The following is a 23,425-nucleotide window of genomic DNA, read 5'->3' as shown; positions in this document are numbered from 1 at the left end:
GTGGTTTCTAACCACATTGTTTGGTTGACGCTGACCTTGCGAAATTACTGCCGTTGAACGCTACGAAGGCGATCTCCAATTCACTGAAGATCCTCTGTGGGAGCGAGCTTGCTCGCGATAGCGGAGTGTCAGGCATGCTCATGACAACTGATCCACCGCCATCGCGAGCAAGCTCGCTCCCACATTGGCCTTGTACCGTTCAGTAAAGCTTTACGCGCCCTTGGCCGAAGGCAGTTTCGATACCAGGCGCAGCGACACGGTCAGCCCTTCGAGCTGGTAGTGCGGGCGCAGGTAGAACTTGGAGTTGTAGTACCCCGGGTTGCCTTCGACTTCTTCAACGATCACTTCGGCGGCAGCCAGTGGATGCTGGGCCTTGGTGGTCTCGGTGGAGTGCGCCGGGTCACCGTCGACGTAGTTGAGGATCCAGTCCTGCAACCAGCGCTGCATCTCGTCCTTCTCTTTGAAGGAACCGATCTTGTCGCGCACGATGCACTTCAAGTAGTGAGCGAACCGGCAGGTGGCGAACAGGTACGGCAGGCGTGCGGCCAGGTTGGCGTTGGCGGTGGCGTCCGGGTCGTCGTATTCGGCCGGTTTCTGCAACGACTGGGCGCCGATGAACGCGGCGAAGTCGGTGTTTTTCTTGTGCAGCAGCGGCATGAAACCGTTCTTCGCCAGTTCCGCTTCACGGCGGTCCGAAATGGCGATTTCGGTCGGGCACTTCATGTCCACGCCACCGTCGTCGGTCGGGAACGTGTGGGCTGGCAGGTTTTCCACTTCGCCGCCGGATTCCACGCCACGGATGCGCGAGCACCAGCCGAAGTGTTTGAACGAACGGTTGATGTTCACCGCCATCGCGTAGGCGGCGTTGGCCCAGGTGTACTTGGAGCTGTCGGCACCGTCGGTGTTTTCTTCGAAAGCGAAGGCTTCCACCGGGTCGGTCTTGGCGCCATACGGCAGGCGCGCCAGGAAGCGCGGCATGGTCAGGCCGATGTAGCGCGAGTCTTCCGATTCACGCAGCGAGCGCCAGCCGGCGTATTCCGGGGTGGTGAAGATCTTGGTCAGGTCGCGCGGGTTCGACAGTTCCTGCCACGAGCCCATGCCCATCACGGTCGGCGATGCCGCCGCAATGAATGGCGAGTGCATGGCCGCGCAGACTTTCGACAGCTCGCCCAGCAACTCGACATCCGGTGGCGACTGGTCGAAGTAGTAGTCGCCCACCAGGCAGCCGTAAGGCTCGCCGCCGAACTGGCCGTATTCTTCTTCGTACATCTTCTTGAAGAGCGGGCTCTGGTCCCACGCGGTGCCCTTGAATTTCTTCAGGGTCTTGTGCAGGTCGGTCTTGGAGATGTTGAGCACGCGGATCTTGAGCTGCTCATCGGTCTCGGTGTTGTTGACCAGGTAGTGCAGGCCACGCCAGGCGCTTTCCAGTTGCTGGAAGTCCGGGTGGTGGATGACCTGGTTGACCTGGGCGGTGAGCTTGGCGTCGATGGCGGCGATGATCGATTCGATCGACTTGATGGCGTCGTTGGACACCAGGTCGGTCTGCGCCAGGGCCTGCTCGGCCAGGGTGCGCACGGCCGTCTCGACGGCTTCGCGGGCGCGCTCGGTCTTGGGTTTGAATTCTTGCAGCAGCAGGGACGCAAACTCGCTGGTTTCTTGAGTGGCGCCCAGGTTTTGCACGCCTTCGCGGGCTGTATTGTCAGTCATGATCATTGGTCCTGTGCTGGCTTCGGCGCGCTCGCCAGGGCCTGCAACAGCGCTGGGTCCTTGATCGCCTTCATGATGATTTCTTCGGCGCCGGTCTTGCCGTCCATGTAGGTCAGCAGGTTGGCCAACTGGGTGCGCGCTTCGAGCAGCTTGTTCAGCGAGTCGACCTTGCGGGCCACGGCCGCCGGGCTGAAGTCGTCCATGCTTTCAAACGTCAGGTCCAGGCTCAGGTTGCCTTCGCCGGTCAGTTCGTTAGGCACATGGAACGCCACGCGCGGCTGCATGGCCTTGAGGCGCGAGTCGAAGTTGTCGACGTCGATCTCGAGGAACTTGCGGTCGGCTACCGCTGCCAGAGGCTCGGCGGGCTTGCCGGCGAGGTCGGCCATGACGCCCATGACGAAGGGCAACTGGACCTTTTTCTCGGCGCCGTAGAGCTCGACGTCGTACTCGATCTGCACTCGAGGCGCGCGGTTGCGCGCGCTGAATTTCTGAGAACTTTGCTTCGCCACGTTGCTGCTCCTGGTCGCTTGAGCGACGGTGTTGGCGTCATCGGGGGTGCCGGTGACGTGACTGCGTGATCCGCTCGCTTTTTATTCGCTGTCTGGGCCGCGCAGGTTTTCAAATTGACTCATGCCGTCGGGAATCAGGTTGCGCACAATGGCCGCGAAATCGGCGTGCACCAGATTCTTGGCCCGATTCAACAGCACCGGCAGCGGGCTGGAGGGCTCATGACGGGTGTAGTAAGCGAGAATTCGGTCCAGGCTGCGCAGCACGTCGTCACGGTTGTTGATGTCGCCGCTGACGGTGCTGTCGCTGGTGTGGCGCGGTGCGCTTGGCGCGCTGGCATATTCTGTTGTTGCGGCGCTGTCGTCGCTCACGGAATCGGGCAGGGCGCTGTCGCCACTCTGCGGGGCGAACTGACCGAGAATCTGCAGGGCCATCTTCAACGGTTGCTTCAACGGGCCGAGGTCCACGCCTTGGGCGGAACCGACCTGGTCGCTGACCTGCTGCTCGATGGCTTCGGCGGCGCTGCGGGCTTCGAGCAGCGGCGGCGCGGGTAATTTCCAACTGCTCGGGATCGCTGTCGAGCAGGGCACCGGCGAGTTGTTCGGCGCCGAGGTTTTCATCCGGAAAACTTTGCAGGCCACTGGCGTTGGCGGCGGCGCGCAGGCTGACGGCACCGAAGGTCCGCGAACGGGTCAGGATGCTTTCGCGCAGCAGGCGGAGAGTGACATCGGACGTCAGGCCGGCGAGGGCATTGATGCGCACGGTGGGGTCATTGTCGTCATCGGCGTCCAGGCGCGGATGCAGTTCGGCCCAGTATTGCTTGAGCAACTCGCTGATCAGCGTCAGCACACGGGCCATGCCCGGCAGGCCTTCGAGGGCCAGGGAGCTTTGCATCAGGAAATGGGTGATGCGCAGGTCTTTGCTGCGTTGCAGCAAGTCCAGGCTCTGCTGCTGGATGCTGCGCCATTCAGGGGGTTCGGCAGGCAGGATCGAATCGCCCATGCTGCGCTCGGGTTGGCCCCGGGAGTCGCGCTCCAGGCGCAGGAAATCCGCGTCATATTCCAGATCTTCACCGCACGGCGAAGTCGCGGAAACGGCGGCGAGCAACAAAGGCACATCCACTTGGATCGATCTCCCTATCACCCGCTTGATAGAAGTCGGGCAGTTCACACGCAAGTTTCGGATAAAACTTCACATGTTCCTTGACGATAATGGCCCTTTAGATCTGCAATGATTTTAAAGTGCCATCATCTATATTCAAGAAGTTGTGCATTTTTGGTGTAGTACTTATCGCTTGTCAAGGTAAGCTATTTCACCAGTGTAGCCCCTCTGTAACAGTTGTGATGCGCTTAACAGCCTGCCCGACCTACCGGTCGAAGCGGCAACTGACGTGGGGTTTTTGTCACGCAAGCCGGTTATGATCAGCAATCATGCTGGCAAAAAGCCGTTTTCACGGTTGTTGGCAAGGTTGCCGGCGGGTTGTCAGGGCCTGACCCCTCACTCCCGCCCGCGCGCGAAGTATTCAGCAAGGAGGCAAGATGCCGCTGTGTTTGACTATCACTAGTTATCACAAAATTACCCCAGGCCAGTGTTCTGAAAAGTCCATGGATCAGGGGGTGATGGCAATTGGCCGTAATTCCGATAATGACTGGGTATTACCGGACCCCGAGCGTCTGGTTTCCGGTAAACATTGCGTTATCCAATACAAAGACGGGCGTTATTATTTAACCGATAACAGCACTAATGGTGTGGAATTGGTCAAGGCCGGCGTCCGCCTGCGCAAGGGCAACAGCGAGCCCCTGCAAGACGGCGAAGTGATTCGCATCGGTGATTATGAAATCCAGGCACGCGTGGATTTCAACCTGCCGGTCACCGACAGCAACCCGTTCGCCGAGTCGCCCAGCAGTTTCGAGGCCCTGATGGGCCAGCAGAGCGCCCCCGCGCATACGCCGTCGCCGATCCAGGTGGCCTCGCCTGCGCATTTCCAGGGCGTGTCGGCCATGGACACCCTGCCGGACCTGTTCGACTTCTTGACCCCAAGCAGTGTCCCGCCGGCCACCCAGCCTGACCATGTCCCGGCCGAGCAACACAATTTCCGCCCGCCGACGCCGATTCCCCGGCCGAGCCCACCGCCGGTGGTCGAGCCAGTGATACCGCCGTCCGCCTCGATGATTCCGGACGACTGGGACCCGTTCAGCGACAAGCCTGCGTCGGTGGCGGTTGCTCCGCTGCCCGTGGCCTCGCCGCCGGTGCCGCTACCGCCGGTGGTTGAACCTGTCGCGACGCCTGTTGCGCAGCCTCCGCTCGTCGACATCTTTGCTGAAATCAGTGCTCCGCCGCCGCCCGTGCGTGAAGCGCCGGTGACCCGCGTCGAGCCCCCGGTCGCACCTCCGGTTGCTCCGGTTGCTCCGGTTGCTCCGGTTGCTCCAGTCGCCCCGATTGAGGCCAACCAACCCGACTTGCTGCAAGCCTTCCTGCGCGGTGCCGGGCTGGATCAGTTGCGCCTGGACAAGGCCCAGGCCGAAGCGCAGATGGAAAGCATTGGGCGCAGTTATCGTTTGATGGTCGAAGGCCTGATCGATGTCTTGCGCGCCCGCAGCAGCCTCAAGGGTGAGTTCCGCATCCAGCAGACGATGATCCAGCCGGTGGAAAACAACCCGCTGAAATTCGCCCCCAATGTCGATGAAGCCCTGCTGTTGCTGTTGCGCCACGGCAACCAGGCGTTCATGGCCCCGGACGCGGCGGTGCGTGACAGTTTCGATGACTTGCGGGCCCACCAACTGGCGGTGATGGCCGGCGTGGAAGCGGCGATCAAGCATTTGCTGGGGCGCTTCGAGCCAGCGCAACTGGAAGAACGCATGGCCAAGCCCGGTGGGCTCTCCGGTATTTTCAGCGGCTCGCGGCAGGCCCAGTACTGGCAGCAATTCACCGAGCTCTACAGCAACATTTCCCGTGAGGCCCAGGAGGATTTCCAAGATCTGTTCGGCCGTGAATTCAGCCGCGCCTACGAAGAACACAGCACACGACAGCGACGCCGTTGAGCGGCGCTGTCCTATAACAATATTGATAAGCCAACAACGGATAGCTCAAACGTCATTGAGGACGCAGGATGATTCCCAGGTTTTTACTCGCAGTCGCCACCGCGCTTCTGCTGACGGCGTGCGCCAAGGATGCGGCCAACCCCCAGCCCGAAGAAGCTGAGGCCGACACTGCCGCCATCGAGCTGCATTTCCATGCCATTGCCGGCCTCAACCCCGGCGCCACCGGCCAGCCGGCCCCGGTCCGGGTGCGCATTTTCGAACTGAAAAATGCCGCGACCTTTGGCCGTTCCGATTATTTCGCCCTGGCCGAACGGGCCCAGGCCACGCTGGGCGCCGACCTGATCGACCAGGACGAGGTTGCTGATCCAGCCCGGCCAGCAACTGAGCCTGCAACGCGACCTCGACCCCGCCACGCGACACATCGGAATACTGGTGGGCTATCGCGAGCTGGACCAGTCGCTGTGGCGCACGGTGATGAATGTCCCGGCGCGTGAATACACCGAATACCAGATCAGCCTCGACGTGCGCGCCGTGCGCAGCGCCGTCGTCGTTCCCCCATCCAGCCCTGCCCAATAAGCAATCGGAGCCCCCATGTCCTGGAACAATCGCGTGGTCTGGTCGGAAGGCATGTTCATTGGAACGCAGCACTTCCAACAGCACGACCGCTACCTGGAAAACCCTCATCGACGCACGCAGCCGCCCATTGTCGGCCGGCGCCTGGGGTTTTTCCGAACTGCTGATCGACCAGGGCCTGCTGGCCCAGGGCAAGCTGGCGATCATCTCGGCGCGGGGCCTGCTGCCGGACGGTACGCCCTTCAACATTCCCCAGGATGACCTGGCGCCCACACCGCTGAACGTCGATGACAACCTGCGTGACGGCCTGGTGTACCTGGCCTTGCCGCTCAAGCGTGCCGGCGCCCGTGACACCGTGGACGAAGGCGAAGACCTCGGTGCTGCGCGGTATGTGAGCCAGGTGTGCGAAGTGCGCGACGACAACGCGCCGTTCGAGAACCGTGCGCCAGTGGCCCTCGGCTCCCGGGCCCTGCGGTTGTTGACCGAGCAGGATGGCATCGGCGACTACGCCGCCATCGGTGTGGTGCGCATCAAGGAAAAACGTGCTGACCGTGCCTTGGTGCTCGACGACGCCTACATCCCGCCGCTGCTGGATGTCATCGCTTCCAAACCGCTGGCGGCGTTTCGCAGTGAACTGCTGGGCCTGCTGCATCAACGCGGTGAAGCCTTGGCCGGGCGGGTGGTGGCGTCCGGTGCCGGTGGCGCCTCGGAGATCGCCGATTTCATGCTGTTGCAACTGGTCAACCGCGCTCAGCCGCTGATCCAGCACCTGAGCCAGTTGAGCCCGCTGCACCCCGAGCGCTTCTACAGCGAACTGGTGAGCCTGGCCGGGGAGTTTTCCACGTTCACCGCCTCCGGGCGACGACCGCAGCAATACCCGCCGTACCAGCACGATGACCTGGCGCTCAGCTACGCGCCGGTGATGCAGGCCCTGCGCGAAGCCCTGTCGATGCTGATCGACAGCAAGGCGACGCCGATTCCGATTGTCGAGAAAGCCTACGGCATCCACGTGGCGATGCTCGCCGACAAGACCTTGCTCGACAGCGCCAGTTTCATTCTGGTGGTGCGTGCCGATGTACCGGCCGAAACCCTGCGCAGCCGCTTCGGCCAGCAGAGCAAGGTCGGTTCGGTGGAGCACATCCGCGATCTGGTCAACCTGCAACTGCCGGGCATCGGCCTGCTGCCGTTGCCGGTGGCGCCACGGCAGCTGCCGTACCACGCCGGTTCCACCTACTACGAACTCGACCGGGGCAGCGACCACTGGCAGCAGTTGAGCAACTCCGGCGGCTTTGCGTTCCACATCGCCGGCCAGTTCCCAGGGCTGAACCTGGCTTTCTGGGCGATCCGAGGATAAACCGCGATGAGCAACGACGATCGTACCCAATTCATGCCGACGCCCGGTGGCCGTGGCGCCGATCCATTTCGCCCGGACCCTGGCCGTCCGGACCCGGGTCGTCCACAGCCTGCGCCGCTGTCGATGCCGGCCGCGCCGGTCCTGACCGGCAAGGCCGAGGGCCTCAACCCGTTGGAAAGCGCCGCCGGCCCGCTGCTGGCGCTGCTGACGCGCCTGCGCAACACCATCGCCCACCCGGCGCCGGCCAGTTTGCGCGCACAGCTGCTGGCCTATCTGCGCCAGTTCGAAGAGCGCGCCGAGGCCGCCGGTGTGGTGCGCAACGATGTGTTGCTGGCCCGCTACGCCCTGTGTACCGCGTTGGACGAAGCGGTGTTGAGCACCCCGTGGGGCGGCACCAGCGACTGGGGCAAGCAAAGCCTGCTGATCACCGTGCACAACGAAGCCTGGGGCGGCGAGAAGGTGTTCCAGCTGCTGGAGCATTGCCTGCAAAGCCCCCGCGAGCGCCTGTATCTGCTGGAGCTTTTGTACCTGTGCATGTGCCTCGGTTTCGAGGGGCGCTACCGGGTAATGAACGACGGTCGCAGCCAATTGGAAGCCTTGCGTGAGCGCACCGCTGGTGTGATTCGCAGCGCCCGGGGCGACTACGAGCGCGAGCTGTCGCCGCACTGGCGCGGTGTCACCGTGGCCCGCGACCGGTTGGCCCAGTTCATGCCGCCATGGATCGCCGTGGCTATCGGCGCGGCCCTGCTGCTGGCGTTGCTGTTCGGCCTGCGCATGAAACTGGCCTCCGATGCCGAGCCGGTGTTCAAGAACATTCATTTCCTCGGTGAAATCCCGGTGCAGACCATCGACCGCCCTGTGGTGCAGCCGAAAGTGGTCGAGCGCCCACGTCTGGCCGGCTTCCTCGCCGATGAAATCCGCGCCAACCGCATTGCGGTGGAAGACGCCGTCGACCGCTCGGTGGTGACCATCCGCGGCGATGAACTGTTCGCCTCGGGCAGCGCCAGCATCAAGGACGATTTCCAGCCGCTGATGCTGCGCATCGCCGATGCGGTGCGCAAGGTCAAGGGCCAGGTCCTGGTGACCGGGCACAGCGACAATCGGCCGATCGCCACCCTCCGGTTCCCGTCCAACTGGGCGCTGTCCGAAGCGCGGGCCCAATCGGTGCTGCAAATTCTGTCGGCCAAGACCGGCCAGCCCGAGCGCTTCAGCGCCGAAGGCCGCAGCGACACCGAGCCGTTGGCGTCCAACGCCACCCCAGAGGGGCGTGCGCGCAATCGTCGGGTTGAAATCACAGTATTGGCGGAGGGGGTCGAGTGAAGGCGTTTTTCAGTTTTATGACCCGCTGGGTCATTCCATTGCTGGGGCTGATCGCCCTGAGCCTGATCATCTGGTTCGTGGGCCCGCTGCTCGATTGGCTGGTGCCTGAAGGCCGCCGCTGGGCCTTGATCATTCTGGTGTTCGCGGTGTGGATCGCCTACCGGGTGTTCCGCATCATCCAGGCGCGCCGGCAGGCCGCCGAAGTGATGCGCAGCCTGGCCGCGCAAACCCCACCCGACCCCACCAGCATCGCCACAGCCGAGGAGCTCGAGACCCTGCGCCAGCGCATGGACGAAGCCTTGGCCCTGCTCAAGAAAGCCAAGCTGGGCGGTGACGAGCGCCGTAACCTCTACGAGCTGCCGTGGTACGTGATCATCGGCCCGCCGGGTTCGGGCAAGACCACCGCGCTGGTCAACTCCGGGCTGCATTTCCCGCTGGCCGCGCAACTGGGCGCCGGTGCCGTGCGCGGCGTGGGCGGTACGCGCAATTGCGATTGGTGGTTCACCGACCAGGCGGTCCTGCTCGACACCGCTGGCCGCTACACCACCCAGGACAGCGACGCGACCATCGACAAGGCCGCGTGGCTGGGCTTTCTTGGCCTGTTGAAAAAACAACGGGCCCGACGCCCGATTGACGGTGCCTTCATTGCCATCAGCCTGTCCGACCTGCTGCTGGGCAGCGACGCCGAGCGCGCCGCCCATGCCGCGGCAATTCGCTTGCGCATCCAGGAGCTGTACACCCAACTGGGCGTGCGTTTCCCGATCTACCTGATGCTGACCAAGCTCGACCTCGTGCCGGGGTTCATGGAGTATTTCGATACCCTGAGCAAGGAAGAGCGCGCCCAGGTCTGGGGCATGACCTTTGCCCTGGACGATGGCAAGAGCAACGACAGCCCGCTGGCGCACCTGCAAAGCGAATTCACCGGCCTGGAGCAGCGCCTCAACGACCGTTTGGTGGAGCGCTTGCAACAAGAGCGCGACCCGGCGCGCCGTGATCTGATCTACGGCTTCCCGCAGCAGTTCGGCGCCTTGAAAGATTGTCTGCAAAGCTTCCTCGAAGGCGTGTTCAAACCCAACGCCTTCGAAGAGCGCGTGTTGCTGCGCGGCGTGTATTTCACCAGCGGCACCCAGGAAGGCAGCCCGATCGACCGCTTGATCGGCTCCATGGCCCAGAGCATGAACCTGGACCGTCAGCACCTGGCGCGCCAGACCGGCACCGGGCGCAGCTACTTCATCGAAAAACTCTTCACCGCCGTGGCCTTCGCCGAGCGCGGGCTGGTGGGCGTCGACCCGAAAGTCGAGCGTCGGCGCAAATGGATCGCCCGGGGTGTACTGGCTTCCACGGTGGTGCTGGTGTTGGTGGTCAGCACGCTGTGGTGGGTCAGCTACCGCGCTAACCAGGCCTACATCGCCCAGGTCGATCAGAAGGTCGCGCCATTGGGCCAGACGGTGCAGAACCTCAGCCCGGCGCAACGGGATGTGCTCGCGGTGTTGCCGCTGCTTAACGCCGTGAAGCACCTGGCCGACGACGCCCCGAGCTGGGCCGAAGGCCTGGGCCTGTATCAGGGTGACATGCTCGAAGCCGAGTCCGGCAGCGTCTACCGCAAGCTGCTGATCGCGGTGTTTGCGCCACGCCTGCTGACACGCATCGAAGAGCAACTGCACAGCGGCGGCAATTCGGATTTCCTCTACGAAGGCTTGAAGGCCTACCTGATGCTCGCCGACACCGAGCATTACGATGCCGATTTCATCAAGGCCTGGATCGCCCTGGATTGGGATCGCAGCCTGCCGCGGGACTTGCCAGCCGAGCAACGCCAAGCCTTGACCGCGCATTTGCAGGCACTGTTCGAGCGGCGTCCGCCGCTGGCGCGCCTCGACACGCGCCTGGTCGAAGACCTGCGCCGCCAGTTGCAGCAATTGCCGGTAGCCCAACGAGTGTATGACCGGATCAAGCGCCAGAAACTGCCCGAAGGCATCCCGGACTTCCGCATCAACGAAGCCGCCGGGCGTGACGCGGCGCTGGTGTTCAGCCGCAAGAGCGGCAAGCCGTTGGGCGAGCCGCTGAGCGGGTTCTTCACCGTCAAGGGCTACCGCCAGGGCTTCTTGCTCACCAGCCTGAGCCAGACCGGTACCCTGGCCGAAGAGCAATGGGTACTGGGCCACGAAGAGGCCGATCAGCAGAACGTCGCCAGCCTGGCCGCCGATGTGCGTCGCCTGTACTTCCAGGATTATCTGCGCCAATGGGACGCCTTGCTGGCCGACATCGACTTTGTGCCGATCACCAGCGTGGCCCAGGCCGCCGACGTGCTGCGGGTGATTTCCGGCCCGACCTCGCCGTTGAAAAAACTGCTGGTGGCGGTGGCGAAGGAAACCGACCTGCAACAGGATGAACGCCTGCTGGCCGCCCAAGGTACACCGGTGGAAGGCGGTGTGGACAAACTCAAGGAGCGCCTGGGCAGCTTGCTCGGCCAGGAGCAGGCGACGCCCAACGCGCCGGCGGCGAGCGATGACCCGATCACCGCGCACTTCGCCGAGCTCAACAGCATCGTCAGCAAAAGCGAAGGCGAGCCGGCGGCCATCGATGGCTTGCTGGCGGACATGAACGCTTTGTACGTGCAGGTCAGCGCCATGGTCGGTGCCAGCGGCGACGCCTTGCTCGGCGAGGCCAAGAACCAGGCCTCGGCCGCTGCCACTCGGGTCAGCCTCAACGCCGAACGCCAGCCGCCGCTGGTGCAGGGCCTGGTCAAGTCGGTGGTCAACTCCACCACCAACAGCATGATGGGCGGGGTGCGCAACCAACTGAACGCCGCCTGGACCAGCGAAGTGGTGAACATCTATCGTCAGTCCCTGGCCGGGCGCTATCCGATGTCGCCGGGCAGTGCGCGGGACGCGACCCTGGATGACTTTGGCCAGTTCTTCGGCGTCGGCGGGGTGATGGACAACTACTTCCGCAAGTACCTGCAACCCTACGTCGACACCTCGACCCCGACCTGGCGCTGGCAACCGGGCGCGGCGCAGAAGCTCGGCATCGCCCCTGGCGTGCTGCAGACCTTCCAGCGCGCGGCGACCATCCGCGATGCGTTCTTCCGTTCCGGCGGCACCCAGCCGATGGTGCGCTTCGAACTCAAACCGGTGGCGATGGACTCGACCATCACCCAGTTCCTGCTCGACCTCGACGGCCAGCAACTGAGCTACGACCACGGCCCGAGCCGGCCGACCGCCATGCAATGGCCGAACCCGGGCAGCATCGGCGTGGTGCGGATCTCGATCATGCCGCCGTCGTCCAGCGGTCGCTCCGGCATCACCCTGGATGGGCCGTGGGCCTGGTTCCGGCTGCTGGAGCAATCGGACCTGACCGCCGGCAACTCGCCGGACCGCTTCAACCTGCGGCTGCGGGTCGATGGTGCCAGCGCCTCTTACGAATTGCGGGCCAACAGCGCCTTCAACCCGTTCAAGAGCCGGGTGCTCAGCGGCTTCAGCCTGCCGGAGCGGCTATGAGTACGCCGGGCTTCTACGGCAAGTTGGCCAGCCGCGGGGACTTTGTCAGCCGTGGTTTGCCCCAGGGGTTTATCGGTCCGTGGGATTCGTGGTTGGCGGCGGGTTTGCTCGCCAGTCAGAGCAGCCTCGGCGAGCGCTGGCTGGATGCCTATCTGGTCAGCCCGCTGTGGCGCTTCATGGTCGCGCCCGGTGTGTGTGGCCCGGACGCCGCCGTTGGGGTGGTGATGCCGAGCATCGACCGGGTCGGCCGTTATTTTCCGTTGACCGTCGCGGTGCTGCTGGAGCCCGACGCGGACCCGGCGTCGGTGGTGGGCGGTGCGGACGAGTGGTTCGAGCGGGTGGAGAACCTGTTGCTGAGCACGTTGAGCGTGGAGGCCAGTTTCGAGGCGTTCAACGAACAGCTGGAAACCCTCGGCAGCCCGATGTATTTGCCGCGCACGCCAAGCAGCCGTTTCGCCAGCCTGCATCGCTTCGATGCCACCGACCCGCAGCGGCGCATGAGCGCTCTGGCCGAAGCGGCCTGCGAAGGCGTGAGCTTGTGGTGGGGCCAGGGATCGGAGCGCATTGCCCCGGGTTTGATGCGCTGCCAGGGATTGCCGGCAGCCGCTGATTTTGCGCAATTTTTGCTCGGCCAAGAAGGTGTTGTGTAGATGCGTCCAAGTGCCGGAAAAGCAATCAAGTCTGCAAGCAAGAGCCATGTCGGGATGGTCCGTCAGGTCAACGAAGACGCCTGCCTGGACCTGCCGGAAAACGGCCTCTGGGTGGTGGCCGACGGCATGGGCGGGCACGCGGCGGGCGACTACGTCAGCAGCCTGATCGTCGACAGCCTGCGCGGCATTGCCGTGGGGCGTTCACTGGATGAGTACGTTGCGGCGCTGCAAAGCGACCTGCTGCGGGTCAACGCCGCCGTGCGCGAAGAAACCGCCAACCGTGGCGTGACGATGATGGGCAGCACCGTGGTGGTGCTGGCCGCCCGGGACCTGCGTGGCATGTGCCTGTGGGCCGGTGACAGCCGTTTGTATCGCCTGCGCGACGGCGTACTCGAAGGCATCTCCCGGGACCACAGCTATGTCCAGGACTTGCAGGACAGTGGCCTGCTCAGCGAAGCCGAGGCGCGGGTCCATCCACGAGCCAACATCGTCACCCGGGCCATCGGCGTCGAGGCGCAACTGAACCTGGCGCTGACCGAACTGCTGCTGGTGCCTGGCGACAGCTACCTGTTGTGCAGCGACGGGCTGACCAAGACCGTCGAGGATGATGAGATCCGCGAAGTCTTGAGCCACGACGAGCCCGGCGAAATCGCCAGCAGCCTGGTGTCCCTGGGCCTGATGCGCGGTGCGCCGGACAACATCACCGTGGTGGTCGTGAAGGTGCCGTCATGAGCTTGACCCTGAACATTGTCATCCCCGGCTACGACATCGAAGGGCCGATCGGCGAAGGCGCGATGGCCAGCGTGTACCTGGCGACCCAGCGTTCGCTGGAGCGCAAGGTGGCATTGAAAGTCATGGCCGCCGCCCTGGCCGCCGACCCGACCTTCTGCGAACGTTTCCTGCGCGAAGGCAAGACCCTGGCGCGCTTGTCGCACCCGCACACCGTCACCATCCATGACATCGGCAACGTCGGTGAGCTGTATTACATGGCGATGGAATACCTGCCCAACGGCACGCTCAAGGAACGCATCGCCGCGGGCCTGACGCCGGAGCAGGGCCTGACCTACATTCGCCAGATCGCCTCGGCCCTGGGGTATGCCCACGGACTGGGCCTGGTCCACCGTGACGTCAAGCCGGCCAACATCCTGTTCCGCGCCGATGGCACGGCGGTGCTCTCGGACTTCGGCATCGCCAAGTCCTTGGACGACCGCACCCAATTCACCCAGGCCGGCTTTGCCGTCGGCACGCCCAGCTACATGAGCCCGGAACAGGCCCGTGGGCAAGACATCGACGGCCGCGCCGACCTGTACGCCTTGGGCGTGGTGCTCTACGAAATCCTCGTCGGCAAACTGCCGTATACCGGCAATGACGCACTGTCCACAGCCCTGGCGCACCTGACCGAACCGTTGCCGGAGTTGCCGGTGCACCATGGTCGTTACCAGGATGTGCTGCGCAAGCTATTGGCCAAGGATCCGGCGGAGCGTTTCCCGGATGCGGCGGCGTTGCTGCGGGCGCTGGATAACCTGCCAGAGGAATCGTCGGAGGCGACGCTGATCCGACCGTTGTCGTTTCAACTGCCGACCACGCCACCGCCGGTGGATGACTTGGCGGGCTTGACGCCCATGTCCATCGACATTCCCAGCGGCCCGGCTTACTCACAACCGCAGCCTCAACCGCAGCCCAAGCCCGTTCCGCCGCCAGTAAAACCGACGGTTCAATCCTCGGTGTCGGAGCAGCGCAAGGGGCCGGTGTTCGCCCTGGCCGCCGTGGCAGTCGCCGTGGCGCTGGCGTTGGGTGGCGCGGGTTATTGGTGGTTGGCCGGTGATGATGGGAAAGAGGTGAAGAAGCCGGTGACCACGACGACCTCGGTCAAGCCTCCCGAGGTGTCCCGGCCGAAGGCTCCCGAGGTGCCAGCGGTTAAACCTCCCGTCACCCCTGCGGCCCAGCCACCCGTGGCGGCCGAGGCCGACGGCGGCCAGCGTCCGCTGCTGATGGCCGGCAAGAAAACCCTGTTCCAGCGCGTGCTCAGCAAGCCGGGGGCGAAACTCGCCGAGGCGCCGGGCGCTGCGCCCGGCAAGGCACTGCCGGCGTTTTCGGTGTTGTACGTGTATCAGCGCAAAGACGTGGATGGCAGCGCTTGGGTGCGGGTCGGCGCGGCCACCGACGGGCGCAGCGACGGCTGGTTGCCCGCAACCCAAGTCAGCGACTGGAAGCAAAGCCTGGTGCTCAAGTTCACCGAACGCTCTGGCCGTGCGCCGGTGATGTTCCTGCGTCAGCCTGGCGAAGTGGAAAAGCTCCTGGCTAACCCATCGGCCGCCAAGAACGTCTTGCTCAAGGCCCAGCAGAGCCCCCAGCAAGAGCAGCAAGTGTTGGCCCTGGAACCGGCCGCCAGCGCGGTACCGCAGAACCAGTTCTACCTGTTGCCGATCTTCGATTCCCGCGAAAGCATGGATGAGAACGGCCAGCCGGTGCAGTTGCTGAACGTGGCCTCCATCGACCCGGGCAACACCCCCAAGGCTGCGGGCAACACGCCGATCACGACCGCCAATGCCGACGCGTTCCGTACGGCGGTGGTGCTGGTGGTGGACACTACGGTGTCGATGCAGCCCTACATCGACCAGGTCCGCGACGTGGTCCACGCACTGCAAACCCGCATCGCCGAGCGCGGCGAGTTGGACAGTGTCAGCTTCGGCATGGTGGGTTTCCGCAGCAGCATCAAGAAAACCCCGGGGCTGGAATACGTCGCCAAGACCTTGATCACCCTGGAGCAGGGCCGCGACCCGCAACGCTTCGTGGAGCTGGCGCGGCAGGTCAAGGCCTCGACGGTGTCGAGCCATTCGTTCAACGAAGATGCGTTCGCCGGGGTCATGGAAGCCGTCGAAGGCATGGACTGGTCCGGCTACGGCGGGCGCTTGATCCTGTTGGTCACCGACGCCGGCGCCCTGCGCAAGAACGATCCGTTTGCCGCCACGCAAATGAACGAGGCCGAAGTGCGCCAGGCGGCGCTGGGCAAGCAGATCAAGATCTACGCCCTGCACCTGCTCAGCGACGCCGGCAAGAAAACCCATGCCGGCGCCCAGAGCCAGTACCGCATCCTGACCGCCGACGCCAACCCGCAGATCGGCGACCTGTACATTCCGGTGCCGGGCGCCGATGTGCGCAAGTTCGGCGAGCGCGTCGATGAGATCGGTTCGGTGTTCGCCGACCTGGTGCATCAGGTGCGCAGCAACAAGCCGCAAGCCGTGCCGCTGTTGAGCGCCGCGCCGAGCCTGGCCGACAAGTCGGCCGCGGTCGGCTACGCGATGCACATGGATTTCCTGGGGCGCAAATCCGCCAGCCAGGCGCCGCAACTGGTCAGCGCCTGGACCGCCGACCGCGACCTGACCAACCCGGCGCTGCCGGCGTTCCAGGTCTGCGTGATGCTGACCAAGCTGCAACTCAACGACCTGCAGCAGTCGCTGAAGCTGATCGTCGACGCGGCCCGCAAGACCCAGAGCTCGCCCAAGGATTTCTTCCAGGAAATCGCCAGCGCCAGTGCCTACATGAGCCGCGACCCATCGGCTTTGCGCAAGGGCGGTAACCTGGCCGACGGCGGGATTCTCGGCGAGTACCTCGAAGGGCTGCCGTACCGCAGCAAGTCGCTGAACATGACCCAGGACTTGTGGTTGTCCTTGAGCGTGGCCGAGCAGGAAGACTTCATCGACGAGCTGGATTCGAAAATCCGTCTCTACGAAACCTTCCACAACGACCTCGCCAACTGGGTGCGTTTCGGCGATGCCGAGCCGGGTGATGCCTTGTACCGCGTTCCGTTGTCGACGCTGCCGTGATGCTGACCCTGAACGCCGTGCACAAAAGCCGGGGCGCCGGCAGCCAACGCTACAGCCTGGTGATTCCACGGCTGCATTTGCGCGGCGGTGAACAGTTGGCGGTGGTCGGCCCCAGCGGCTGTGGCAAGAGCACCTTGCTGGACCTGCTGGCGCTGGTGTTGGCGCCGGATCAGGCCGGGCAATTCGACTTCACGCCGGCCGACAAGCCGCTGGACATCGCCAAATTGTGGCGTGCGTCGCAACAGGGCACCTTGGCCGAGCTGCGCAGCCGTTACCTGGGTTATGTTCTGCAAACCGGCGGCCTGTTGGGCTTCCTGGATGTGCGCGGCAACATCGCGTTGTCGCGCAAATTGCTGGGCTTGAAGGATGACGCAAGCGTGACGCGCCTGGCTGGGCAGTTGGACATTGCCGATCAACTGGACAAGAAACCGGCGGACTTATCCGTCGGCCAGCGCCAGCGGGTCAGTTGTGCCCGGGCGTTGGCCCATGGGCCGCGCCTGCTGCTGGCCGATGAACCGACCGCCGCCCTCGACCCGCTGAACGCCGAGCGCGTCATGCAGTTGCTGGTGGCCCAGGCCCGCGAGCACGGCGTCTGCTGTGTGGTTGCCACCCACGACGAAGCGCTGGCCCGCGCCAGCGGTTTGCAGGTGCGGCGCATCAGTTGCCGTCGCGATGTCGACGGTGGCGTCACCGCTACGCTCGGGGAGGCTTGCTGATGCGCGGCGCGCTGGTGGCTTCCCTGGCCTGGCAGGATTACCGCAACGATGCCTGGCTGTCGGCTTGCTCGGTGCTGGCCTTGGTGGCGGTGGTGGCGCCGTTGCTGGTGCTGTTCGGCCTGAAGTTCGGCCTGGTCAGCAGCCTGACCGAGCGCTTGCAGAACGATCCGGCCACCCGGGAAATCATCCCCTTGGGCGGCGGTCGCTTCAGTGCCGAATTCATCGACCAATTAAGTCAGCGCGGCGACGTGGCCTTTGCCTTGCCGCGCACCCGGCAGATCGCCGCGACGGCGGATTTGAGCAGCGATGCTTCGGCCGTCACGGTCGAGATGATTCCCACCGCCGCCAACGATCCCTTGTTCGAACATTTGCCGGTGCCGCAAGGCTTGGATCAAGTGGTGCTCAGCCAGACCGCCGCTGAAAAGCTCGGCGCCAAGGCTGGCGATTGGTTGCAGGCCAGTTTCGGCCGGCAGGTGGCCGGTCGCAGCGAGGCGCAGCGCACCCGTGTGCAGGTGCTGCACGTGCTGCCCTTGGAAGCCTTCGCCCGGGACGGTCTGTTTGCACCGTTGGCGTTGCTGGAGGCGGCTGAGGATTACCGTGACGGCCGTGCCGTGCCCGCGTTCGGTTGGCCGGGGGATGCGGTGGGTGTGAGCGGGCAACGGGTCTACCCGGCGTTTCGTTTGTATGCCCGCAGCCTCGGCGATGTCGAGCCGCTGCGACAGTATTTCGCCGGGCAGAACCTGCTGGTATCGACCCAGGCCCAGACCATCGCACAAGTGCAATCGCTGAGCCGCAATCTGTCGATCGTGTTCTGGATTATTGCCGGGTTGGCGCTGGCCGGCGCGTTCGCGGCGATCTTCGCCGGGGCCCTGGCGGCGGTCGAGCGCAAGCGCCGGGAGCTGTCGGTGTTGCGCCTGCTGGGGGTTTCCACCGCGGCGCTGTTGCTGTTCGTGGTGTTGCAGGCACTCTACAGCGCCACGTTTGCGGCCCTGTTGAGTGCCGGCCTGTATGGCCTGGCGCAGTCGGGCCTGAATTATTTATTTGCACAGATGCCCGGCGAATACGCCAGTCATCTGTTGGTGCGTCACTACACCTTGGCCCTGGTGGCCGTGCTCGGCGTCAGCGCCGTCGCGGCGGCTTGCGGCGGCTGGCGGGTGGCGCGCATCCAGGCGTGTGAAGGAATTCGCGATGTATAAATTATTGGGCGCCGCCGTGGCGCTGAGCCTGGCCAGTATGGGCATGGTTGGCCTAGTGCATGCCGATGAAGGCACGGACAAGCTGGACAACCCCAAGCCGCTGCCCGACGACGTCAGCCTGCCGCTGCCGTGCGAAGGCCAGATGGTGTTCCGCTACGTCTACATCCTCGCCCAGGGCACCTTGGACGACCGTGAGATCAGCCTCGGTTACCCGTTCAGCGAAGGCGAGGCGGGCTATCAACAATCGTTCATTTCCGGCTACCGGCGCGACTTCATCAACGGCCAGTTCACCCTCAAGGACCTGCCCAAGGACTGGAACAAGACCATCACGCCGTTGATGCCCAAGACCGACGCCAAGACGCCGCTCAAGCCGATGCTGTACTTCATCGGCAAGTACGAGGTCACGGCCCGGCAATACGCCCAGGTCATGGCCCAGGCGCAATCGTTGGCCAGCGGTGAGCCAGCGCCGGCCTGTGAAACCCTGCAAGCCGATCTGCCCCAAGGCGTGGCGGGGCGTTTGCCCAAGGTGAAACTGTCGAAGTTCGAGGCCGAGCGCTTCTCGGCGGTGTACAGCGCCTGGCTGATGAAATACCACAAGGACCTGCTGCCGGTGAGCGGTCGCGGCACCTCCGCCGAAGACGGCGGACTGGGTTTCGTGCGCTTGCCGACGGAAGTCGAATGGGAATTCGCCGCCCGTGGCGGCCAGGCCGTGAGCCGCCAGGACCTGGAAGGACGTCTGTTCCCACGACGCCTGGAAGGCAGTGAAAGCGACGGGCCGCTGGCCGACTGGGCGGTGTTCAACCAGGTCGCCGGTGGCACCGGACAGGCGGCGCGGCTGATGCCCATCGGCACCAAGCTGCCGAACCCTATCGGTTTGTTCGATGTGGTGGGCAACGCTGCCGAGATGGTCCAGGAATCCTTCCAGTTGGTGCACGCCGGTCGCCGCCAGGGCGCCTATGGCGGCTTCGTGGTCAAGGGCGGCAACTACCTGGAAGGCGAGGGTACGTTGTTCACCGGCATGCGCCGCGAATACCCGTTGTTCGCCGCCGATGGCACCGAGCAAAGCAACGAAACCACCGGTTTTCGCGTGGCCGTCGGGGCCTTGTCGGCGCCGCGTTCGCGCTACAAGGAATTGTTCGCCCAATGGCAGAAAGAAGGCCGGCTCGCGTCGCTGACTGACGCCATCGATGACGCCGACGACCCGACCAAACGCCTGGACAGCATCATCGCCGCCAGCGTCGATCCGCGCCTGCAAGCGGAACTGGGGCTGGTCAACGAAGAGCTCAAGCGCAACGTCTCGCTCATCGCCCAGCAGCGCGAGGAAGCGGCGGGCAACCTGATCCAGTCGTCGGCCCTGGTGGCCGAGACCGTCAACAACTACAACATTCGCCTGACCAATCTGCAGAACAGCCGGCAAGCCGCGCTGGACGCCAAGGACGAGGCCAGCGCCACGCTGTTCGCCACGGCCATCGACAATGGCCGCAGTGCGCTGGATGGCGCGGTGGCGATCTACATCGACAACCTGGCGACCGGCACGCGCTACACCGATGCCGTGATCCAGGCGCAGTTCCAGCGCATCAAGGAAGAGCTTGAGCGCAAACCGGTACTGGGCAAGAGCCTGGTGGCGCGTGCAACGTTATTCGTTCGTCATGTCGGGGATTATCGTCAGCAAAAACGAGCCGACCCGGCGGCGATATTGAAGGAATTGCTCGCATCGAACGCTCAGCGGTCTTGAGCGTTCGTTGTCAGCGAGCTTGGAAGGGACTCAGGCGGCGATAGCGCCGCGCTGAGCGGGTCAATACTTAAACGAGAACACAACTATGCTTTTCTCCCGTAAACCATTTGCTTCGGTTTCCAAGCGTCACTTGCTGATGGTCGCTGTCGGCTTCAGCACCGTACTGACCGGCTGTGCCACGTCGCCGACCTCCAAGGTTGCTTCGAGCACCAAGGTCGAGTACTACCCGAACTGCTACGAGCCGGTGCAGCACTTGCGCTCCACCGAAGGCAACATGACCAAGTCGGTTGTCACCGGTGCGGCCGTTGGTGCGGTCGGCGGTGCATTGCTGGGCGTCTTGACCGCCGATAAGGAAGACCGTGGCCGTAACGCCGCCATCGGTGCCGCGGGCGGCGCCCTGGCCGGTGGTGCCGCCGGTTACTACACCGAGCGCCAGAAGCAGATCGCCGATGACAACCAACGCATCGCGTCCTACGCCGCTGACGTCAACAAAAGTGTCTCCGACATCGACCGCAGCACTGCCTACGCCAAGACGTCGCAGCAGTGCTACCAGAACGCGTTCAGCAAACTGGTTGCCGACCGCAAGGCCAAGACCGTCAACGACACCGAAGGCCGCAAGCGCCTGGCGGAAATCGTCGCTGGCCTGAAAGAGTCGAACGACCTGATTGTTGCGGTCAACGGCAAGGCTTCCGAAGACCTGAACAACTACACCCAGGCTTACGAGAAAGACCTGCAGCAAGTGGGTGTGCAGCGTACTGATGTGGTGACCGTGGCTACTGCTGAAACCACGCCGGTTGTGGCTCAGACCAACACCAAGAAAAAGAACAAGAACGTACAACCGGCGAAGAAGAAAGACCTGCCGACTGTTCCGAAAGAAGCGGTAACCACCGAGAAAACCCTGCAGACCGCCAAGGCCAAGCAGGATGAAAGCAAGCAGGTTGCCAGCGCTGGTACCTCTCAGGTCAACAGCATGTGCAAGAACCCGGACCTGGGCGACTGGGCACCGGTTCCTTGCCCGAATGTTTGATTGAGTGATTGCGGCTGATCATTCCCTCGGGGAGTGATCAGTGCACAAAACCTGTGGGAGCGAGCTTGCTCGCGATAGCGTCGGTTCAGTTGGCATTAATGTCGACTGACTCACCGCCATCGCGAGCAAGCTCGCTCCCACAGTTGTTTTGTGCTGGCTGAAATATCTGCTCCAATCCCCAATCCGCCTGTGGGAGCAAAGCTTGCTCGCGAGGCGGCCTGACAGCCGACCTGTCTCTCCGGTTGTGCCCCAATCCAACTGTGGGAGCGAGCTTGCTCGCGATGGCGGCCTGACAGCCGGCCAGGATTTTGTTGACCGGGTACATATCCATTGCTGCGGTAACGGCTACTTAGGGTTCCGCCCTTACGGCGGCTCACTTTTTTTCAGACGCCAAAAAAAGTAAGCAAAAAAGGCTTGCCCCACCACTCGGTGCCTCGCCTAGGCTCGGCATGCCCGAACGCAGGCATTGCTCCGTGGGCCCGCCGCGAAGGGCCATCCATGGCCCAGCGCGGCTATCCCGGCATCCATGCCGGGATGCCCACTCCACAATGCCTGCGTTCGGCCATCGTGGTTAACGGGGCGTCCGAGATCAACGTCCACCGCGAGGCGGCCTGATAGCCGACCTGGTTCTTGATCAGACCGCGTTCCTCCTGTGGGAGCGGGCTTGCTCGCGAAGGCGGCCTTACAGCCGGCCTATCTCTCCCGGCTGTACCCCGATCCAACTGTGGGAGCGAGCTTGCTCGCGATGGGGCCGTATCAGCTTGCATCGATAGTGCCTGATACACCGCCATCGCGAGCAAGCTCGCTCCCACAGTTGTTTTGTGTCGACTGCTATATCCGCGACAACACCCACTTCCCCTGTGGGAGCGAGCTTGCTCGCGATGGCGTCAGCTCAGCTTGCATCAAAGCAAAGTGCTACCCCTCGGTCCCAGGCGCCGCCATCTCCTTGGTTTCCAAATGATCCAACGCCCGCTCAACCAACAACTGCACCCCATCGGCCATACGGCTGATTGCCAGGGCGACACAGCGGCGTGAGTCGTCCCACGTCGTCGGCCAGGTCGGCGGCGATGGTGCTGATGGAGAGCAGGTCTTCGGAGGCGTTGGCGAGCAGGGTTTCGGTGTCGATGTGGGGCGAGACGATGAAGAGTTGGTTTTTGTCGGGTTCGGGCGGTGAGGCAGGCTTGGGCTTGAGGTAATAGTCGAGGGCGCGGGTGGCGGCGTCATCGAGCTTTTTTTCTTCCTGCGCTTGGAGGCGGGATTTGTGACCGCTTTGCGGGGGATTCGGAGTTGCCTTGAACATAATGAAGCTTCCTGGAAGTGGAGCCGGCACCCTCCGATTGCACGTCGAAAAATGGGTGGCAGCTGTACGTAGGTGTGCAAGACCGGTCCAGGAGCCCGGCAGACCCGAAGGTCTCCCACGCGCAGCCGCCATAACAGTCGGCGAGCATAAAAAAATGCTCAGCGAATAGCCATAACGAATACGTTCCTAGATCGGACTTGCACGTCCGTGTCACCGTTTTTTGCGATGACGAACAGAGGTTAGCGGCGCTCGAAAGCGCTGCCTAGTTCATGAACAGCCCGGCGTATTGAAGGAAATGTCCGAGGAGCAGGAAGGTAAAAAAGATCAAAAGATCGCAGCCTTCGGCAGCTCCTACGGAAATCGATGTAGGAGCTGCCGTAGGCTGCGATCTTTTGATTTTTGGTTTCGTGACTTGGCAGTCATCTTTCGCGAAAACCAGCTTATCTTCCGACAAATCGATACGATGATGGCGTTGCGCCGAAGAATCGCTAAACTGCCAGCCATTGATCTTTTCTCACGAGGCTGTGCCCATGAAATTTCGTTTTCTGCTGTGGATGCTGGGGTTGTTGATGGGCAAGGCCAGCCGGACCAATCCGGCGTTCCAGCAGCAGTTGGGCGACAAGGAGTTGGTTTTCCAGCTACAAACCCTGGACGGTAAGGTCGCCCGGCATTTCACCGTGAAAAACCAGCGCATCACCAGTCAGTCGGGCATCTACCCAGAGCCTGCGTTCGCCATCGCCTTCAAGGACGCGGCCTATGGCTTCGCCACGATGCAGGCCAAGAACAAGCAGTTGGCGTTCATGACAGGGATTCAGGACAAGTCGATCCAGATCAAGGGCAACCCGGCGCTGGTGATCTGGTTCCAGGGGCTGACCAAGTACTTGAAGCCGAAGAAGGCCAAGCCCAAGGCTTGATTGGTTTGGCCTGAAAGGCCAATGATTTGGCCGCCAGGGATCATGGCTCTGTCAACCCTGA

The 23,425-nt window shown here is 63.5% G+C and carries 14 protein-coding genes and 4 pseudogenes; 14 read left to right on the top strand and 4 right to left on the bottom strand.

Annotation, left to right across the window (positions count from 1 at the left end; genetic code table 11):
• Nucleotides 1–210: 210 nt before the first annotated feature.
• The 3 genes and pseudogenes from tssC to tssA all read right to left on the bottom strand — a co-directional run bounded on the left by tssC (nucleotide 211) and on the right by tssA (nucleotide 3,336).
• Entirely contained in the window at nucleotides 211–1,707 is a 1,497-nt protein-coding gene (gene tssC, locus PSH84_RS28080; protein ID WP_122567584.1) for a type VI secretion system contractile sheath large subunit, read from the bottom strand.
• Nucleotides 1,708–1,709: 2 nt separating this feature from the next.
• Nucleotides 1,710–2,216, bottom strand: coding sequence for a type VI secretion system contractile sheath small subunit (gene tssB / locus PSH84_RS28075; RefSeq protein WP_305482065.1), 507 nt, complete (start codon nucleotides 2,214–2,216; stop codon nucleotides 1,710–1,712).
• 81 nt (nucleotides 2,217–2,297) lie between these two features.
• Nucleotides 2,298–3,336: pseudogene (gene tssA, locus PSH84_RS28070) on the bottom strand (type VI secretion system protein TssA).
• 416 nt (nucleotides 3,337–3,752) lie between these two features.
• Between tssA and tagH the strand changes: the two are divergent.
• The 13 genes and pseudogenes from tagH (at nucleotide 3,753) to PSH84_RS28005 (ending at nucleotide 21,765) form a co-directional block, all read left to right on the top strand.
• Entirely contained in the window at nucleotides 3,753–5,255 is a 1,503-nt protein-coding gene (tagH, locus tag PSH84_RS28065; protein ID WP_305482064.1) for a type VI secretion system-associated FHA domain protein TagH, read from the top strand.
• A gap of 68 nt (nucleotides 5,256–5,323) precedes the next feature.
• Nucleotides 5,324–5,831 (top strand): annotated as a pseudogene (gene tssJ, locus PSH84_RS28060) (type VI secretion system lipoprotein TssJ).
• A gap of 15 nt (nucleotides 5,832–5,846) precedes the next feature.
• Nucleotides 5,847–7,182: pseudogene (gene tssK / locus PSH84_RS28055) on the top strand (type VI secretion system baseplate subunit TssK).
• Nucleotides 7,183–7,188: 6 nt separating this feature from the next.
• Complete coding sequence (locus PSH84_RS28050; RefSeq protein ID WP_116833752.1) at nucleotides 7,189–8,502, top strand: DotU family type VI secretion system protein; 1,314 nt, start codon at nucleotides 7,189–7,191, stop codon at nucleotides 8,500–8,502.
• Nucleotides 8,499–11,999: a type VI secretion system membrane subunit TssM gene (tssM, locus tag PSH84_RS28045; protein WP_122567581.1), complete on the top strand. Its 3,501-nt coding sequence runs from the start codon at nucleotides 8,499–8,501 to the stop codon at nucleotides 11,997–11,999. The genes PSH84_RS28050 and tssM overlap by 4 nt, the downstream gene beginning before the upstream one ends.
• The gene (gene tagF / locus PSH84_RS28040; protein WP_122567580.1) at nucleotides 11,996–12,649 is read left to right on the top strand and encodes a type VI secretion system-associated protein TagF; all 654 of its coding nucleotides are present in this window, start codon (nucleotides 11,996–11,998) and stop codon (nucleotides 12,647–12,649) included. The genes tssM and tagF overlap by 4 nt, the downstream gene beginning before the upstream one ends.
• Nucleotides 12,650–13,381 (top strand): PP2C family protein-serine/threonine phosphatase, encoded by a 732-nt coding sequence (locus PSH84_RS28035; protein ID WP_003206909.1) that lies wholly within the window; start codon nucleotides 12,650–12,652, stop codon nucleotides 13,379–13,381.
• Nucleotides 13,378–16,476, top strand: a complete 3,099-nt coding sequence (locus tag PSH84_RS28030; protein WP_305468837.1) for a serine/threonine-protein kinase — start codon at nucleotides 13,378–13,380, stop codon at nucleotides 16,474–16,476. Before PSH84_RS28035 ends, PSH84_RS28030 begins: the two co-directional genes overlap by 4 nt.
• Nucleotides 16,476–17,192 carry an ABC transporter ATP-binding protein gene (locus PSH84_RS28025; protein WP_003206906.1) on the top strand — a complete coding sequence of 239 codons (717 nt, stop codon included), beginning with the start codon at nucleotides 16,476–16,478 and terminating at the stop codon, nucleotides 17,190–17,192. The genes PSH84_RS28030 and PSH84_RS28025 overlap by 1 nt, the downstream gene beginning before the upstream one ends.
• Nucleotides 17,192–18,388: an ABC transporter permease gene (locus PSH84_RS28020; RefSeq protein ID WP_122567578.1), complete on the top strand. Its 1,197-nt coding sequence runs from the start codon at nucleotides 17,192–17,194 to the stop codon at nucleotides 18,386–18,388. Before PSH84_RS28025 ends, PSH84_RS28020 begins: the two co-directional genes overlap by 1 nt.
• A gap of 37 nt (nucleotides 18,389–18,425) precedes the next feature.
• Nucleotides 18,426–20,123 carry a formylglycine-generating enzyme family protein gene (locus PSH84_RS28015; protein WP_436278731.1) on the top strand — a complete coding sequence of 566 codons (1,698 nt, stop codon included), beginning with the start codon at nucleotides 18,426–18,428 and terminating at the stop codon, nucleotides 20,121–20,123.
• An 85-nt stretch (nucleotides 20,124–20,208) separates the two neighbouring features.
• Nucleotides 20,209–21,150 carry a type VI secretion system-associated lipoprotein TagQ gene (gene tagQ, locus PSH84_RS28010; RefSeq protein WP_305468836.1) on the top strand — a complete coding sequence of 314 codons (942 nt, stop codon included), beginning with the start codon at nucleotides 20,209–20,211 and terminating at the stop codon, nucleotides 21,148–21,150.
• 414 nt (nucleotides 21,151–21,564) lie between these two features.
• On the top strand, nucleotides 21,565–21,765 hold the full coding sequence (locus PSH84_RS28005; RefSeq protein WP_305471308.1) for a nucleoid-structuring protein H-NS: 201 nt from the start codon (nucleotides 21,565–21,567) through the stop codon (nucleotides 21,763–21,765).
• Between the two features lie 300 nt (nucleotides 21,766–22,065).
• On the opposite strand, the pseudogene PSH84_RS28000 reads toward PSH84_RS28005, so the two are convergent.
• A pseudogene (locus tag PSH84_RS28000) lies at nucleotides 22,066–22,450 on the bottom strand (DUF6124 family protein).
• Nucleotides 22,451–22,980: 530 nt separating this feature from the next.
• On the opposite strand from PSH84_RS28000, the gene PSH84_RS27995 reads away from it, so the two are divergent.
• Nucleotides 22,981–23,364, top strand: coding sequence for a helicase (locus tag PSH84_RS27995; RefSeq protein WP_305468834.1), 384 nt, complete (start codon nucleotides 22,981–22,983; stop codon nucleotides 23,362–23,364).
• Nucleotides 23,365–23,425 lie beyond the last annotated feature (61 nt).

It is taken from the genome of Pseudomonas beijingensis, from assembly GCF_030687295.1.
Taxonomy (GTDB): Bacteria; Pseudomonadota; Gammaproteobacteria; order Pseudomonadales; family Pseudomonadaceae; genus Aquipseudomonas; species Aquipseudomonas beijingensis.
Note: the sequence above shows the minus strand (reverse complement) of the source record. Positions and strands in the feature narration are given on the sequence as shown.

Bases quoted from the DNA above. Each gene is read 5' to 3' on its own strand.
- PSH84_RS27995 (WP_305468834.1), top strand. From the start codon at position 22,981: ATGAAATTTCGTTTTCTGCTGTGGATGCTGGGGTTGTTGATGGGCAAG.
- tagH (WP_305482064.1), top strand. From the start codon at position 3,753: ATGCCGCTGTGTTTGACTATCACTAGTTATCACAAAATTACCCCAGGC.
- PSH84_RS28015 (WP_436278731.1), top strand. From the start codon at position 18,426: ATGGGCATGGTTGGCCTAGTGCATGCCGATGAAGGCACGGACAAGCTG.
- PSH84_RS28030 (WP_305468837.1), top strand. From the start codon at position 13,378: ATGAGCTTGACCCTGAACATTGTCATCCCCGGCTACGACATCGAAGGG.
- PSH84_RS28050 (WP_116833752.1), top strand. From the start codon at position 7,189: ATGAGCAACGACGATCGTACCCAATTCATGCCGACGCCCGGTGGCCGT.
- tagQ (WP_305468836.1), top strand. From the start codon at position 20,209: ATGCTTTTCTCCCGTAAACCATTTGCTTCGGTTTCCAAGCGTCACTTG.
- PSH84_RS28020 (WP_122567578.1), top strand. From the start codon at position 17,192: ATGCGCGGCGCGCTGGTGGCTTCCCTGGCCTGGCAGGATTACCGCAAC.
- PSH84_RS28025 (WP_003206906.1), top strand. From the start codon at position 16,476: ATGCTGACCCTGAACGCCGTGCACAAAAGCCGGGGCGCCGGCAGCCAA.
- tagF (WP_122567580.1), top strand. From the start codon at position 11,996: ATGAGTACGCCGGGCTTCTACGGCAAGTTGGCCAGCCGCGGGGACTTT.
- PSH84_RS28035 (WP_003206909.1), top strand. From the start codon at position 12,650: ATGCGTCCAAGTGCCGGAAAAGCAATCAAGTCTGCAAGCAAGAGCCAT.
- tssC (WP_122567584.1), bottom strand. From the start codon at position 1,707: ATGACTGACAATACAGCCCGCGAAGGCGTGCAAAACCTGGGCGCCACT.